14 protein-coding genes and 1 riboswitch are annotated in these 13,720 nt (G+C 38.8%); of the genes, 2 read left to right on the top strand and 12 right to left on the bottom strand.

The window, feature by feature from the left end; all coding sequences use genetic code 11:
• Nucleotides 1-23 precede the first annotated feature (23 nt).
• The 4 genes from MLOOGBEN_RS20745 to MLOOGBEN_RS20760 form a co-directional block, all read right to left on the bottom strand.
• Nucleotides 24-866: an energy-coupling factor transporter transmembrane component T family protein gene (locus MLOOGBEN_RS20745; protein ID WP_179160182.1), complete on the bottom strand. Its 843-nt coding sequence runs from the start codon at nt 864-866 to the stop codon at nt 24-26.
• A complete protein-coding gene (locus tag MLOOGBEN_RS20750; RefSeq protein WP_179160183.1) occupies nt 859-1,734 on the bottom strand; it encodes an energy-coupling factor transporter ATPase in 876 nt (291 codons plus the stop codon). The genes MLOOGBEN_RS20745 and MLOOGBEN_RS20750 overlap by 8 nt, the downstream gene beginning before the upstream one ends.
• Nucleotides 1,734-2,594 (bottom strand): energy-coupling factor transporter ATPase, encoded by an 861-nt coding sequence (locus MLOOGBEN_RS20755; protein WP_179160184.1) that lies wholly within the window; start codon nt 2,592-2,594, stop codon nt 1,734-1,736. The genes MLOOGBEN_RS20750 and MLOOGBEN_RS20755 overlap by 1 nt, the downstream gene beginning before the upstream one ends.
• A gap of 183 nt (nt 2,595-2,777) precedes the next feature.
• Nucleotides 2,778-3,272, bottom strand: a complete 495-nt coding sequence (locus tag MLOOGBEN_RS20760) for a hypothetical protein (protein ID WP_179160185.1) — start codon at nt 3,270-3,272, stop codon at nt 2,778-2,780.
• Nucleotides 3,273-3,429: 157 nt separating this feature from the next.
• Nucleotides 3,430-3,474: riboswitch (PreQ1 riboswitch) on the top strand.
• 8 nt (nt 3,475-3,482) lie between these two features.
• Here MLOOGBEN_RS20760 and MLOOGBEN_RS20765 point away from each other — a divergent pair.
• Nucleotides 3,483-3,968 (top strand): QueT transporter family protein, encoded by a 486-nt coding sequence (locus MLOOGBEN_RS20765; RefSeq protein ID WP_179160186.1) that lies wholly within the window; start codon nt 3,483-3,485, stop codon nt 3,966-3,968.
• 268 nt (nt 3,969-4,236) lie between these two features.
• Here MLOOGBEN_RS20765 and MLOOGBEN_RS29405 read toward each other — a convergent pair whose 3' ends face one another.
• The 8 genes from MLOOGBEN_RS29405 to MLOOGBEN_RS20800 all read right to left on the bottom strand — a co-directional run bounded on the left by MLOOGBEN_RS29405 (nt 4,237) and on the right by MLOOGBEN_RS20800 (nt 11,972).
• Complete coding sequence (locus MLOOGBEN_RS29405; protein WP_256989208.1) at nt 4,237-4,305, bottom strand: hypothetical protein; 69 nt, start codon at nt 4,303-4,305, stop codon at nt 4,237-4,239.
• Nucleotides 4,306-4,389: 84 nt separating this feature from the next.
• Nucleotides 4,390-4,857: a nickel pincer cofactor biosynthesis protein LarC2 gene (larC2, locus tag MLOOGBEN_RS20770; RefSeq protein ID WP_179160187.1), complete on the bottom strand. Its 468-nt coding sequence runs from the start codon at nt 4,855-4,857 to the stop codon at nt 4,390-4,392.
• A gap of 17 nt (nt 4,858-4,874) precedes the next feature.
• Nucleotides 4,875-5,954 (bottom strand): nickel pincer cofactor biosynthesis protein LarC, encoded by a 1,080-nt coding sequence (gene larC, locus MLOOGBEN_RS20775; protein ID WP_179160188.1) that lies wholly within the window; start codon nt 5,952-5,954, stop codon nt 4,875-4,877.
• On the bottom strand, nt 5,935-6,702 hold the full coding sequence (gene larB / locus MLOOGBEN_RS20780) for a nickel pincer cofactor biosynthesis protein LarB (RefSeq protein WP_179160189.1): 768 nt from the start codon (nt 6,700-6,702) through the stop codon (nt 5,935-5,937). The genes larC and larB overlap by 20 nt, the downstream gene beginning before the upstream one ends.
• A gap of 257 nt (nt 6,703-6,959) precedes the next feature.
• Nucleotides 6,960-8,432: a gluconokinase gene (locus MLOOGBEN_RS20785; RefSeq protein ID WP_179160190.1), complete on the bottom strand. Its 1,473-nt coding sequence runs from the start codon at nt 8,430-8,432 to the stop codon at nt 6,960-6,962.
• A 472-nt stretch (nt 8,433-8,904) separates the two neighbouring features.
• Nucleotides 8,905-9,714 carry an ATP-dependent sacrificial sulfur transferase LarE gene (gene larE, locus MLOOGBEN_RS20790; RefSeq protein WP_179160191.1) on the bottom strand — a complete coding sequence of 270 codons (810 nt, stop codon included), beginning with the start codon at nt 9,712-9,714 and terminating at the stop codon, nt 8,905-8,907.
• Nucleotides 9,715-9,913: 199 nt separating this feature from the next.
• Nucleotides 9,914-10,684, bottom strand: coding sequence for an SDR family oxidoreductase (locus tag MLOOGBEN_RS20795; protein ID WP_179160192.1), 771 nt, complete (start codon nt 10,682-10,684; stop codon nt 9,914-9,916).
• Between the two features lie 19 nt (nt 10,685-10,703).
• Nucleotides 10,704-11,972, bottom strand: a complete 1,269-nt coding sequence (locus MLOOGBEN_RS20800) for a nickel pincer cofactor-dependent isomerase, group 22 (protein WP_179160193.1) — start codon at nt 11,970-11,972, stop codon at nt 10,704-10,706.
• A 264-nt stretch (nt 11,973-12,236) separates the two neighbouring features.
• On the opposite strand from MLOOGBEN_RS20800, the gene MLOOGBEN_RS20805 reads away from it, so the two are divergent.
• Nucleotides 12,237-13,418, top strand: coding sequence for an ROK family transcriptional regulator (locus MLOOGBEN_RS20805; RefSeq protein ID WP_179160194.1), 1,182 nt, complete (start codon nt 12,237-12,239; stop codon nt 13,416-13,418).
• The last annotated feature ends 302 nt before the right edge of the window (nt 13,419-13,720 follow it).

A 13,720-nucleotide genomic window follows, 5' to 3' on the forward strand; every position in this document is an offset into this window, starting at 1 on the left:
CTATTTCTCCCCCTTTTATTTATCTAATATGGAAAGTGATAAAAAAGTAGTAGTGCTGAAAATAATAGCCCAATCATTAATACTAAGTAATCTCGTCCGATTGCTTTGTAAACGGAATAGGAACTCCTATCATTCCCAGGAGTATAGCAGCGAGATTCCATCGCCAAAATTAAATCCTCTGCCCTAGATAACGCAATATTAAATAAGGGGATAATAATTGGCAGCATATCCTTGGTCCTCTGAATAATTCTCCACCATTCTCCCGATCCGAAATCTGCCCCTCTTGAGGCTTGTGCTTTCATCATTTTCTCCATTTCAATCGCAAAGGTTGGTACAAAGCGAATCGCAATGGTAATAATTAATGAAATTTCATGGACAGGAAATTTTATTCTTTTTAATGGACTTAAAAGACTTTGAATGGCATGGGTTAACTCCGTTGTTGATGTGGATAGCGTAAGAACACTGCTTAATAAAATAATTTCCACAAAACGTACGGCTGAAACGATCACAAGTCGAATACTCTCATTCGTAATCAAGATAAATCCATACTCAAAAAATACCGTCCCGCCAGAAAATATATTCCCTTGGAAGATAAGCTGCAGCACAGCCAATATAATGATAAAGGGAATAGCAGGTTTAATGCCCGATAACCCATAACTGACAGGGATTTTGGATGTCCAGAATAAATAAATGGATAATAAGAGTCCAAGAGCATTCCCTAGATAACTAGTATTGAGGGCAATGGCTAATACAAGTATAGTGAACACTAACAGCTTTATTCTAGGGTCAAGACGATGAATAAAGGAACCCGTTGGTACGTATTGACCAATCGTAATATTTCTTGATAACTCAAATTCACTAGCCATGATTCTCCCCCTCTCCATTGGCAAGAACCTTTATGATTTCATTAGCGGCTTCCGAAATCGCGAACGCAGAAGTATTTACATTGTATCCAAGGTCTTTCAGCCTGTATAAAGCTTGTACCGTTTCAGGTGTTCCGATTTCATAACGCTGCAGATTTTCCTTGTCTGTAAAAATATCCTCTGGAGAACCAGTTAGCACATCCGTACCATTTGCCATTACATAAATTCTGTCCGCCAAATAGGCAACTTCCTCCATATTGTGCGAAACGAAAATAACCGTTAAATTTTCCAGTTTATTAAGGGACTTTATTTTATCCAACAATTCATTGCGGGACCTTGGGTCAAGCCCTGCTGTTGGTTCATCAAGAACAAGTATCTTCGGCTTTAACGCCAGAATACCGGCAAGTGCAACTTTTCGCTTCTGTCCCCCGCTTAAAGCAAAGGTTTGCCGATCCTTCATTTCTTCAAAATCCAACCCAACCATATCCATTGCCCATTTAACCCGCTCCCTTACCTCTTTTAAAGGCAAACCAAGCTTAAAAGGTCCATATGCAATATCATCACCAATTAGTTTTTCAAAAATTTGATCCTCCGGGTTTTGAAAAACGAGGCCAACCTTTCTCCTCAAGGCTTTTATATCCATTCGTTTCTTCGATAAATCTACTCCATCAATGGTGACTTTCCCCGAATCTGGCCGAATCAGGCCATTAAAATGCTGGATAAGAGTAGATTTCCCTGAACCGGTATGCCCAATAATGGCGATACATTCCCCCTCATTGACTACCATGCTTGTCCCCTTTAAAGCTATATGCTCCATTGGAGTTCCCTTCATGTATGTATGAGATAGGTTTTCTATTTCGATGATCGGCATTATACTACCTCCCCGGTCCTCTCTTTTGAAACTCTCTTAACTTCATTAATCAGTTCATCCTCATGGATTAACTCTTTCGAAAATGTTGGAATTTCATTATGAATAATTTCAGCCATCTGACTGACAGCGGGAATATCTAATTGCAATTGCATTAAAACCTCTTTATGTTTAAAAATTTCACGAGGAATTCCATCCAACACAATTTTCCCGTCCTCCACTACGATAATACGGTCTGCTTCTGCCGCTTCTGACATACGATGGGTAACCGTAATAATCGTCATGCCCATCTCATTCATTTTTCTCATAACCTGAAGGACTTCGTTTCTGCCAAAGGTATCAAGCATACTCGTGGACTCATCGAAAACAATACAGTCTGGCCGCATTGCCAGCACTCCAGCAATGGCCACTCTTTGCTTTTGTCCACCTGATAGGTGGTGCGGAGGTCTTTTCCGAAATTCCGACATCTTTACGACCCCTAAGGCATCATCGATTCTTTGCTTCATTTCTGCTCTCGGTACTCCAATATTCTCTAATCCGAAAGCTACGTCCTCCTCGACAATGGTCGCAACAATTTGATTATCGGGATGCTGAAAGACCATCCCAACTCCTTTACGAATGTCAAGCTTCTTGCTATCGTCCTTTGTATTATACCCATGAACCCAAACATCCCCTGAACCAGGCGTTAGGAGTCCATTAAAGTGCTTGGATAATGTTGATTTTCCCGAACCATTATGTCCTATAATAGCAACATATTCACCTGGGAAAATAGAAAATGAGATATCTTTTAGAACTTCTACAGAACTATTCTCATTGATTTTATATGAAAATGATACATTTTCTAAAGCAATAATGGGTTTCATCCAAACCCCCCTCACACTCTATTTTATTAATATTCTGAATATTATTCAACCATAGTATTGGATATACAAGAAATATAATAGCATGAAGTTTTAGATGGGGATATCCTCTAGCATTATTTTATCTATTTTTATAATAAATCTAGGCCAGAACACAATTACAGAGTCTGGCCTTTCGTAAATTATTTAGGATAAAATTCTTTTTATTAATGATTTAGGTTTTTCTGGATTTACTTTTTTATCAATCAGCCGCTGAAATCCATACATAATGAATGCATTTACCGAAAATAAAAGTAACCCCTGATAATTTTTCAACCGGATAAGCGAAGCAATTCCCATTCTTCTTAACCAAACCGCAAAGATATAAATATGGAAAGTATCTACACCAAGATTTAGTAAAGTGTACCGCAGGAATTTACCATATGTAAATTTCAAAATCCAAATAGCTCCCACATAAAAGGGCCCGATAATAAATGGAAGTTCACTTATCATGTTTGGAAATAATTGTGGATAAACCCGCCACCAGCCTTTTTTATGGGCGTAAACAGACTGTGCGCCTACTACGAGACCAATAAACAGTGAGGTGATGGAAAAGCGTTTTATCGCTTTTTTTCCAAGGAATGGTACCGTCAGCCATGGCAATAACATAATAACTAATAAATACTTCTTTTTACTATCCATAAAGTAGACTTCCCTTTTTTTACTATTAGAATGTGTAAAAAGGGAAATATTATCCATAAATATATACTTTACTGATGATAATTTATTAATCACAGGCGATAGTGCTTTCTTTTTATTGACGAGTAGATTGAGATAAATTAATATATTATTTTGTCAGAAAAACGTGGTTCGAGAACCTCCCACGTAAAAAAACTAAGGAGAGAACTGAATATGAAAATAAAAACACTTGTTGTTAACGCGATACTGGCAGCTTTATACATTGCTGTTTCCGGTTTAATTGCACCCTTTGGTTTCACAAATATCCAATTCCGTGTTTCCGAAATGTTCAATCATCTGATTGTTTTCAATAAGAAGTATATCTTCGGAATCATTATTGGAGTATTTTTATCAAACCTATTCTTTTCACCGATGGTCGCCTATGACCTCGTTTTCGGTGTCGGCCAATCACTATTAGCCCTAACGATTACAATCTTATCAGCGCGTTTCATCAAAGGAATCTGGGCTCGTATGATTGTGAATACCGTTGTCTTCACCTTCACTATGTTCTTGATTGCTTGGGAATTAAACCTTGCCTTCGAATTGCCATTCTTATTTACCTGGTTGACAGTAGCAGTAGGGGAATTTGTTGTAATGGCAGTAGGTATGCCGATTATTTATTTCATTAACAAACGAGTTAATTTCGAAAAAAGAGTATAGATAAAAAGAAGCGACGCTGTTTGATTGATACAGTGTCGCTTCTTTTTAAAATTTGGGCCACAGTTCTCTTTGTGGAGGACTGGCTATTTTCAAGGCTGGTGGGTTTCCAAAAAATGTCTAATAGTCCAAAACCTATTGAAAAAAGTCCATAACCACTTTTGAATGGTCCATTACCCTATGATAAAAGTCCATAACCTATCAAAAAAAGTACAAAACACCCTAAAAAAAGTCCAAAACAAAAAAACGACCCAATTTAGGTCGTTCAAAATCATTCATATTCCGCTAAAATCCCATCAATTGTAAATTTCAAGCCATAATAAACGTACAAAGCAGCCATCGAGGACGGATATCGCTATCGATTTCGTTCCTCGATGGCAACAGACCCTTCAAAAGCTGCAAATTGATAGGCCAACATTTACTTCTAGCTATCTATTTCCTTCCAAACCTGTTCATAGACCTTTTTTAATGGAATATCGTGAAGTCTTGCAAGGCTTTTACATTCCTCATACTCCGGAGCTCGCTGCACAACTTGTCCATTGAGGATACCTTCTTTTACAGTTACAGTACCCCACTCCGTTTCCACTTTGTTGAATACTCTTTCTAACCGGTGAACGGTTAACGGATAATAGCGCACACCAAGTGTTGTTGTTTCTTTAAAAAGTATTTCCTTCATTTTATTAAGATTTTGATTAGAGCAGAGTAACTGAAGTAAGATGCCTGGTCTGTTTTTTTTCATATAGATCGGGGTATAAAAAACGTCATTTGCCCCCGCTTCAAATAGCAAGTCCATTACGTAACCCAGCCATTCTCCAGGAATATTGTCTAGGTTAACTTCCATTTTAATCATTTGATCATCAAGATGTTCATAATTAGGAGGGTGAGAACTCATTGCATGTTCCCCCATTTCTATTCGCCTATGATAACTCGAACAACATTAGGACGGTCTTTAAACGTTTTTGTCCCGGCACCATAACCTATTGAGTTAACTTTCATTGAAGGAATAGCACAAAATTCCTCGGCTAGAACCGCGATAATCGCTGCCCCAGTTGGAGTGGTAAGCTCGAATCTCACCTCAGAGTGTTCAATTGGGATTCCTTTTAAAATCTCGAGTGTTGCAGGTGCAGGTACTGGATAGATACCATGGTCGATACGGATTTTCCCGGTTCCCACCGGAATGGGTGAGGATTTAATTTCAGATATTTCTAACTGATGGATTAAAATGGCTGCTCCAATAATATCGATAATCGAATCTACAGCACCCACCTCATGGAAATGAACATTCTCTAAAGGTACTCCATGAATGTGCCCTTCCGCTTCACCAATTTTCTTAAAAATCTTCAAGGCAGTCTCTTTCACTTGTTGGGAAAAATCAGCCTCTTCAATTAGTCTAACAATATCTTTATACGAGCGGTGGTCATGATGGTGGTGGTGATCATGTGTATGTGTGTGTTCATGCTCATGATCGTGGTCATGGCTATGTGTGTGGCCATGCTCATGGTCGTGGTCATGGCTATGCGTGTGGCCATGCTCATGTTCGTGGTCATGGCTATGAGTATGGCTATGCTCATGATCGTGGTCATGACTATGCGTGTGGCCATGCTCATGATCGTGGTCATGGCTATGAGTATGTTCATGCTCATGATCGTGGTCATGACTATGCGTATGTCCATGCTCATGATCGTGGGCATGGGTATGAGTGTGTCCATGCTCATGATTGTGGTCATGGCTATGAGTATGTCCATGGTCATAATCGTGGTCATGGCTATGAGCGTGTCCATGCTCATGGTTAACTAGAACCACATCAAACTTTGTGCTAGTAATTCCATTTTTGATGACCTTTTTCCATGTCAATTCATATTCATCTTCAATATTTAACTTCTTTAATTCTTCTACTAGTTTAACGGGGTCAGCACCTGCGTCAATGAGAGCCCCAATGACCATATCCCCGCTGACTCCTGAAAAACAATCAAAATAAAGTGTCTTCATTTCTTTCCCCTTTTTGTGCAAGTTGATGAATTAATACGGCGTTATACCCTCCGCCAAAGCCATTATCAATATTGACAACACTAATTCCGGAAGCACATGAATTCAGCATCGTCAGTAAAGCCGATAACCCGTTAAAGTTAGCTCCATAGCCGACACTTGTAGGGACGGCGATTACAGGATGGGAAACGAGTCCTCCCACAACGCTCGGAAGTGCGCCTTCCATCCCGGCTACCACTACAGACACAGTTGCCTTTTGAATTTCTTCAGCATGACTAAGTAACCGGTGAATCCCAGCTACGCCGACATCGTAAATACGGTGGACATTACTTCCTAGGATTTCGGCTGTAACCGCTGCTTCCTCTGCGACCCTTAAATCGGAGGTTCCTGCAGCAACGACTGCTATGTAACCATGAGTGTTTTCTTTTGTTTTTTGCTCCTTCCAAAATAGGATCTGAGCGATTTCATGATAAGTAAATTCAGGACAAGATTGTTGGACGATTGCTGCTTTTTCCTCCGAAATTCTAGTTACCATTACCTGATTATTCCTTGCCCTAAGTGCTTGGATAATCGAAATAATTTGATCTGCCGATTTCCCTTCACCATAGACGACTTCCGGAAAGCCCTGCCGTTTCTTGCGATGATGGTCTACCTTTGCAAAGCCTAGATTTTCAAACGTAGCTAATTGGTCTTTGGCTTCGTCAATACTGAGGGTACCTTTTTGAACTTGCTTTAAAATCTCTTCAAGCATTCGATTCCCCCCTTTTCTTTCTATTATTATTCTATACAATATCCTTGGTGAAGGACAAATCTACTGGTTCCTCCACCAGTTTTGTCCTTCATTGCCTTGATGAAGGACAAATCTACTGATTCCTCCACGATTTTTGTCCTTCATTGCCTTGATGAAGGACAAATCTACTGGTTCCTCCACGAGTTTTGTCCTTCATTGCCTTGATGAAAGACAAATCTACTGATTCCTTACCAAGTTTTGTCCTTCAGAGACCTCTCTTAGAAAAACTTTACCATATCCTTAGCAAGCTTTTCATAGTTTTCATATATCGCTTTATATCTTAAGCTGTTTTCTTTATTAGGTACAACACCACTGCCCATTGGAATATTCTTTTTGATTTCTTCAAAAGAATTCACTTTACCTATACCGACTAAAGCAGTCCATGCTGCTCCCCATGCGGCACTGTGATGACTTTCGGAGACATAGATTTCCGCTTCAAAAATATCAGCCATCATTTGCAGCCAGAGCGGTGATCTTGCCAAACCACCGTTAACGTAGATTTTCTTAGGCTCACCGGCCAGCCTTTCCAGTGCTTTCCCGATTTGATAGAGATTAAACGTGATGCCTTCCAAAACAGCTCGGATAAAATGCTCCTTTTTATGCGTAATCGAAACTCCATAAAAATTGCCTTTTGCCTGCTGATTCCAGATTGGCGCTCTTTCCCCATTTAAGTAAGGCAGGAATAGAATTCCCTCCGCACCAGGAGCAACCTTTTCTGCGTCCCCTAAGAAATCTGTAAAATCCCTTTGGTCATTTAGAAGATCTTTTAACCATTGTAAGACGATACCGCCATTATTAGTCGGTCCTCCTACGATGGATGACTCTGCTGTAAAGGAGTAACAAAATGTTTCTTGATTTTCATCAATTTTTACTCCTTGATTGATTTGCCTGATTGCACCGCTTGTCCCAACAGAAACCGCAACTTCCCCAGGCAGAATTGCACCGATTCCCAAATTTGCTAACTGACCATCTGCAGCACCCATCACGAATGGCATCTCTTGATTAATGCCCATTTCATCTGCAATTTCTTTTTTAAGGCCAGACAAAACTTTTGTAGGAGGCACAATCTCGGATAGCTGCTCCCTGCCAATCCCTGTCATCTCTAACAACTCTTGTTCCCAGTCAAGCGTCTGAGGATTGAATAATCCTGTCGCTGACGCCATGGAATAATCGATTACACGTTCATTAAACCAGCACTGAATTAAATACTCTTTTATCGACATAAAGAAAGCTGCCTGCTGGTAAGGCTGATAATTTGTTTCTTTCATCCAAAGTAATTTTAAAAACGGAGTCATTGGATGGATGGGTGTTCCTGTTTTTGCGTAAACACTGCTTCCAATCGTTTTCTTAATGGTTTCTGCCTGCCCCGTGCTTCTCCCATCCGCCCAAATGATTGCTGGAGACAGAGGTCTTCCGTCTTCGTGAACACAAATAAGGGAATGCATCGCCGCTGAAAATCCTAAAGCGAGCAAATCATCCTTTTTGACACCTGCTTTTTCAATCGCTTCCCGAATGGCGAGAACAGCTGACCGCTCAATTTCAACAGGGTCTTGTTCTGACCAGCCAGGCTGTGGATATTGAAAAGTATTCATTTTTTCTACTTCTGCAGCCAGTTTTCCATTTAAATGAAATATACACGCTTTTACACTAGTGGTTCCGATATCAAGACCAATTACAAACTCTCTAGGCATACTCATCTTCCTTTTCAAATAACAAAATATATGTTGTCAATTATCATACTGTGCGTAATATCCCTGACTTCAGGCATGGGGATAAAAGCATATCACTTGACCTTTCAATCAATTTGGAATAAACTAAAAATAAGAACATTTGTTCTTTGAAAACTGAACATAAAAGGTTGTGACATGAATAAGAGCTATGTCACGTAAAATGTTCAAGCCATTAGAAAGCCATGACACGTTTCTAATGTGGATCAAATAGGCTTTGATTAAAGTAAAGCTGAAGGTCTTTATAAAGACCTGATGTATTAGCGGGTTTTGTGGTCACCCACATAAAGACAATGCCACTTAAACGGTATTCTTTATGAAACCCCTCGCTTTAGCGTTGGGGAGATTCATAATTGTCTATTATTGTCATTTCTATTACATTAATAGAAATGGCTTTGGATTTTCCCCAAAGCCTCTTTTAAAATTAAGTACTTTCCTAACCTAAATTAGATAGAACTTTGTTCATACTGCCGCTTTTATATCCGAGTAAGTCTAATGTTATATATTTATAGCCGTATTCTTGGAGCTCTTTGACTATACTATCGTGATGTTCGAGGACGATTTTCATGTCATTGGGCTCTACTTCAATCCTCGCTATTTCTTGATGCGTTCTTACTCGTACTTGACGAATTTTCAAACTCTTTAGGTAAGCTTCTGATTTTTCAACCTTGGTCAGCTTTTCTTTTGTGATGTACTCACCGTAAGCAATTCTTGAAGATAAACAAGCAAACGAAGGTTTATTCCAAGTTGGCAAATCAAACTGCTGAGAAAGCTCCCTTATTTCTTGTTTGAATAGGTTTGCCTCAAGCAAGGGACCGCGTATTCCCTTTTCTTTAGCCGCCTGCATACCTGGACGATGTTCGTTCATGTCATCTGCAATAACACCATAAATAACATTATTAAAACCTTTTTTTTCCATTACTGGAATCAAATGATCAAACAAGCTGCTTTTACAAAAATAGCATCGATTCTTATTATTCTCTGCGTAGCCAGGAATCGCTAATTCAGAGGTTTCAATCACTTGGTGTTTGACTCCGATTTTTTCAGCTAATTCTTTTGCCTCTAAAAGCTCACTAGATGGATAGGTTTCCGAGTCGGCTGTTACAGCAAGAACATGATCTTCACCTAATGTCTCAACAGCTGCTTTTAATAAAAAAGTACTATCCACACCGCCTGAGAACGCTACAACCACTGTTTCCATTTCTCGGAGAATCGACTGTAATTTCTTATATTTCTCTGTTAACATGGTCTAATCTCCTTTCCCCATACATTTATAAAGTCTGTTTTCGTAAAGTTTGTTGTTAAAATCCTAAAGCCGATTTTAACGCGGAACAAACTATTTTGTGCTTGAAATTAAGTTTGCAAGCTCTTTTCTTTAAGAAAAGAGCCATTTAAAAGCCACCCACTATACAAGATATTGAGTGGCATAGGTCTATATGTGTAAATTAAATCGTCATAGCTCCAAATCCGCCATCTACACGAAGTAATGCACCTGTAACAAAGCTTGAAGCTTTATCGGACGCTAGGTATACTGTAGCACCTTGAAGTTCTTCAGCCTCCCCGAAGCGTTCCATAGGAGTATGACCCATAATGGATGCAATTCTTTCTTTATCCAAAATTTTACGATTTTGTTCTGCCGGGAAGAATCCTGGAATAATGGCATTTACACGAATCCCGCTGGTTGCAAATTCACGAGCTAGGAATTGAGTGACACTATTAAGTCCTGCTTTTGAAACAGAATACGTAAATACTCTTGATAAAGGAGTTGTAGAAGAAACAGATGAAATATTGATAATACTTCCTTTTCTTTCTTGCTCAATCATTCGTTTAGCAAAGATTTGGCAAGTCATGACAATCCCTTTTAAGTTAATATCCATAATTTTATCGTACTCGTCCATATCTAAATCAAAAAACGGTGTTGGGCTGTTGGTGCCTGGTGCATTCAAGAGAATATCCCAGCCGCCAGACCATTGTTCAATTTCGTTTGCAACTTGAACCAAAGAATCCTTTGAACTAACATCTGCTTGGAATGCCTTGGCTTCTCCGCCATTTTCAATAATTTCTTTCACAACGGCTTCCGCTGTTTCCAAATTACGGCCAACAATCGCTACTTTGGCACCGTGATCAGCCAAACCTTTCGCCATTGCTGATCCTAATACGCCATTTCCCCCAACAGCAACCGCTGTTTTTCCTGTTAAATCGAATAAATTTTTCATATTTCAACTCTCCCTAGTTTTAAAATAAGTTTCCTTTTTCGTCAAATGGTAGGTCATATAGTTCTGAAGCCAACTCCATATTTGGATGCTGTTTCACATATTCAACTAATGCCTCAGATACTTCGATTTCACTTAACTCTAAAGTGTTTTTAATTCGGACCATTTTTACTTTAGTGAAATCTAAAATATTACTTGTTTTTACTGCCGCTTGTATCGCTTCACGATCATTTGGCAAAGTAGTAGCGATTTTGGTTGGTGCCACAACGGTTGAAGTTAATCCATTGGCATAGGTAACTTCCAGGTCCATTCTGTCCACTAAACGCTGGGTTGTAAAATCTGCCGTTCCCACGCCATTGGCATTTCCCTCTGTTTGCGGAGTTAAACCGAGCACGACCATTTTGTTTACATCTGGTCCTCCGTGTGCATATGGAGTGGGATATCGACCCGTAATATTAGGGTCCATACCATCACCCGAAATGTTCTTACCAATTTGATCAATAACAAGGACCTCTAATTGTTCAAAGAAAAGTTTTGGTAATAATTCTTTCGCTTTTGCCTGAAGGTCTGCCTCTCGATTAATAATTTCTTCAGGAGAAAGCACATCCACCACTGCGACCTTATCGAATGCGTTTTCTACCGTTGCCACACCAAAAAGAAATGGTTTTTTCTCCATGATCATTTTAGCCATCGCCGGTACGTTTTCTGCCATATATTTAAAGCCTAATTGATGACATGCCTCTGCACCTCTTTGCTTACCCAAACCAATACTAATCATCTTCATAATGCCACTTTCAACGGGGCCGCGGAATGCAGTATGAGGTTTGATTCGATTGATGACAACAATACCATCAGCGTTAGCAGCATATTGATCAACATATACAGGTAAGCCATTAGGAAGTTCCCCGATTTTTACCACTTCCATAGAAGAACGAATTTCACAGCCGACACTTTCTTCCGTTACACCAAGATGAGCTAATACCTCGCGTTGTCCTTCAGCTGTTGCACCGCCATGACTGCCCATACTAGGAACAATAAAAGGCTTTGCTCCAAGTTCTTTTAGAAATTTAACTGTCACTGCGGTTAATTCGACTAGACGATCAAGTCCCCTGCTTCCAACAGCTAAAGCAATTTCCATTCCAGGCTGAACTGATGCCCGAATATGCTCCTGCTGCAATTTCTCCATCAAAGCCTTTTCTAAATTATCAATTTTCGTATCATCAAATTTCACTTTCACTTTTGCCATTTTTGGCACTGGAATATCTTTTAATAAGTCCTGCAGAATACCCATTTATCTGTTTCACTCCTTTTCTACTTAAGTGTTCCTCAAGGGATATTATTCCATGTATGTACTTTTTACCGTCAGATAAAAAGTGTGTAATCCCTTTCATAAGTAAATAAAAATGATCTGTTTGGAAAATAATTATAAAATAGTAATTTAATTTGTTTACCAAACAAACTAATTACCTGTATAATAACATTATGGATTATTTACGTCAATTGTTATGAATCACTAATAACCATTTTTCATTAATAATTACCTTGGAGGTGCTATATGGTTACTGGAGATGCTTCATTTATCAAAAAGATAAATCGATCAATAATCATTAGTAAAATAATTGAACACGGCCAGATATCTCGTGCAGACTTAGCAAAGATTACCGGCCTAAATAAAGCAACTATATCAGTGCAGGCAGCTGAATTATTAGCTGAAGAATTAATTATAGAAACTCAGGCTGAGCATAAAAACCTGGGCAGAAGACCTATCATGCTTTCGATTAACAAACATGCAGGATTTGCGTTGGGAATTGACCTGGATAAGAATAATATTACATTTACCTTATCTGATATCAGCGGTACTCCCCTCGACACCCATTCAATCGTGATGGAAACATCTGATTATGATTTGATTCTAAAGTTGTTAGCGGAACAGATTGCCATTTATAAAGAGAAATGTTCACATGCACGATATGGCTTAATCGGAGTAGTTATTGGAATTCACGGAATCGTAAATAACGATGAAACCATCTATTTTGTACCTTACCATCAATGGCATAATAAAGATTTAAAAACTGACCTTCATAATGAAACCGGTATCAATATTTTTGTCGAAAATAACGCTAACTTATGTTCTTTCGCTGAGATCGTTTATAAACATTATCAAAGTGAAAACTTATTATCTGTTAGTTTGTATTCGGGAATTGGGCTGGGAATTATGGTAAAAAGTAAATTACTTAAAGGCTGCGATGGCTATGCAGGCGAGATTGGCCATATGATTATCGTTCCTGACGGTCTTCCCTGCCGATGTGGAAATCTAGGCTGCTGGGAACAATACGCCTCTGAATCGAGCTTTGTAAGTCAATTGACAGAGAGCCACCATAAAACAGATGTAACCTATGAAGACATCCAACATTGGTTAATGGAGAAGGACCCAATTACCTGTAAGTTAATGGAACAATATATTAAATATTTATCCGTTGGGTTAAATAATATTATTAACCTTTATAATCCTGAGATATTAGTGATTAATAGTGAACTACTAAGAATGTATCCGAACGCTTTAGCTGAGATAAAAGTTCTCCTTACTTCAACAGTTGGTCATTATCGTAAACTCTTAATATCTGACTTCGGTAAAAGGGCGTGCAGTTTAGGTGCGTGCGCCTTGGCCATTAAGAACTTTTTGGATGTTTCTGAGTTAAGCTTAGCTTTTGATGAAACCAACACCGAAGTGAAATGATAAACTAATATGAAAACACGAGGAAAACTGTGAAAAAGTAAGAAAATTGCCGATGATTTACGTTTTCATCAACATTGTTCTCGTTTTCATTCCCGTTGTTTCCGTTTTCAGCAACATTGTTAGAAATACCCTAATCCCCCATAATAAAGGTAACAAATCAATAGGGGGAAATGAACATGAAAAAATTATGGCAAGCTATCGTAGAGACAGTTGAATGGATTAACTACCTTCCACAAGAAAATAATAAACAAAGAAAAACCAATTCACCTAAATAAAATGTGAATTGGTTTTTTTATGCAAAA

This window comes from Bacillus sp. EB106-08-02-XG196 (assembly GCF_013396335.1).
Classification (GTDB): domain Bacteria; phylum Bacillota; class Bacilli; order Bacillales; family Cytobacillaceae; genus Neobacillus.